Here is a 2,238-nt window from a genome sequence, read left to right on the forward strand (position 1 = left end):
CCTGCCCAAAAGCACGGTAGAAGATATGCTGCTTTACTGGCAAAGCCGGGGGCGCGTCGAGGCTGTTTCTCTCTCTTCAGCTAAAAGCTGTGGGAGTTCGTGCCAGTCTGGAACTTGCAGCAGTTGCGCCAGCCCAGCACAAAATGCGGCACTCCAAGCCTGGCGTTGGCGGGATCAGTCCGAAGTTTCTGCGGGTAGCGTCATGACTTTTCACCCGCCACAACATCCCTGAGTTCAGCCAACTCCCGAAAACTGCTCGGATCATCAGGCCCTCTTGCCCCTCCCGGTGGCTCCTCTATACTCCAATTTGGAGAATCGGCCAGCAGTTTGCGGACAGAGGTGCATCATGCAGGTAAAAGTAGCTGCCATTCAGATGGCAGTCGGGGACAAGGAAGCGGAAAACATCGACAAGGCACTGCAGCAGGTGCATTGTGCAGCAGATGCCGGAGCGAACATCATCCTCCTCCAGGAGTTATTCAGCACACCCTACTTTTGCAAGGATCAGAACCCGGATTTTTTGGCACTGGCCCAGCCGCGCAGCTCCCATCCCGCATTACTCGCCCTGCAAAAGCTGGCGAAAGACCGGCATCTGGTCCTGCCCGTGAGTTTTTTTGAGCGCGCCAACAACGCCTTTTTTAATAGTCTGGTGGTTTTTGATGTCGACGGAAAGGATCTGGGGCTGTATCGCAAAGCCCATATCCCCGATGGTCCCGGCTATCAGGAAAAATTTTACTTCAGTCCCGGTGACACCGGCTTCAAAGTTTTCGCCACCCATTATGGCCGAATTGGCGTCGCCATCTGCTGGGACCAATGGTTTCCCGAAGCCGCCCGGGTGATGGCACTGCAAGGGGCGGAAATCCTGTTTTATCCCACCGCCATCGGTTCCGAACCCCGTGCCCCGGAAATCAACAGCCGTGGACACTGGACCCGGGTAATGCAGGGACATGCCGCTGCCAATCTGGCCCCGGTCGTAGCGGCGAATCGGGTGGGCCACGAAATCGGCGCGGAAAGCAGCATCACCTTTTATGGTGGCTCTTTTATCAGTGACCCTACCGGGGCCCTGCTCGCCCAGGCCGACCAGGAAGAATGCATCCTCTATGCCGACCTCGATTTAACCAAACTGGCGGCACAACGGGCCGAGTGGGGATTATTCCGGGATCGCCGCCCGGAATGGTACGCGCCCATCCTCAGCCTGGATGGAAGCCATTCCGATGGATGAGATTTTACCTCCGGAACCCCCGGTCATCGCCCTCAGCGCTTATGAGCGGAACGGCGAACCTTTTTCCCTTGCGCCCCAGTACGCCGCAGCCGTATGCCAGGCGGGAGGTCTGCCGGTTTTGTTTCCACCCCAATGTCCGGAAGCCCGGATTATTTTGTCGCGCTGCGATGCCCTGGTGCTGACGGGTGGTGGAGATATTTCCCCGGAGTTTTATCGCGCTACCTGTGATGAAAGTGTGTACATGGTGCATCCAGATCGCGATGCAGCAGAAATTGCCCTGGCCCGGGAAGCCATCGCCCGCCGCATTCCGGTATTGGGTATTTGTCGCGGCCTGCAAATCATCAATGTCGCGCTGGGGGGTGACCTCCTGCAGGATTTACCCAAAAATATTGGTACCCGCATCTGTCATCGCAACAATGACGGGGATCCCATCATGCATAAAGTCATTGTCCTGCCGGATACCCTTTTGGGCAGCATTGTTCGTCGGGAAACCCTGGAAATATCTTCCTGGCATCATCAGGCCATTGCCAACATGGCCCCGTCCCTGCGCATCAACGCCATCGCTGAAGATGGCGTGATCGAAGCCGTGGACATGCCCGACAATCCGGATATTTTCGCCGTACAGTGGCACCCGGAACATACTGCCGCTGGTGATCCCCATCAGCAGGCGCTTTTCAACTGGCTGGTGAAACGTGCCGAGCGCCGCATTGTGCGGACCATCGAACGACAGGAAAACAAGAACTGAGCTGGCCAAGCCTACAGGCAGTGGCAGGCTTTAGCCGAACTCTACACAGATTCAGGGCGCAGGATTACCGGCGGTCTGCAGGCGCTGCTGTAACCAGGCAAAACCCGCTGGCAACAGGGAAATCACAATAATGGCGATCAAAACCAGGTTCAGATGGATTTTCACCCAGGAGAAACTACCCAGAAAATAACCAGCACCCGTGGACGTGGTGGTCGATCAAGCTCACGTCGTCGATGTGCCGTGCCAGCTCGGTCACAGGCTCCAGGCCATCCGG

Annotated in this window: 2 protein-coding genes and 1 pseudogene; all 3 read left to right on the forward strand. The window is 56.9% G+C overall.

The window, feature by feature from the left end; all coding sequences use genetic code 11:
• A pseudogene (locus tag AC2VLY_RS05030) lies at positions 1-232 on the forward strand (FeoC-like transcriptional regulator); the annotation flags it as partial.
• 114 nt (positions 233-346) lie between these two features.
• Positions 347-1,219, forward strand: a complete 873-nt coding sequence (gene aguB / locus AC2VLY_RS05035) for an N-carbamoylputrescine amidase (RefSeq protein WP_486921869.1) — start codon at positions 347-349, stop codon at positions 1,217-1,219.
• Positions 1,212-1,964 carry a gamma-glutamyl-gamma-aminobutyrate hydrolase family protein gene (locus tag AC2VLY_RS05040; RefSeq protein ID WP_193651134.1) on the forward strand — a complete coding sequence of 251 codons (753 nt, stop codon included), beginning with the start codon at positions 1,212-1,214 and terminating at the stop codon, positions 1,962-1,964. The genes aguB and AC2VLY_RS05040 overlap by 8 nt, the downstream gene beginning before the upstream one ends.
• The last annotated feature ends 274 nt before the right edge of the window (positions 1,965-2,238 follow it).

It is taken from the genome of Acidithiobacillus sp. TH-A36, from assembly GCF_057473445.1.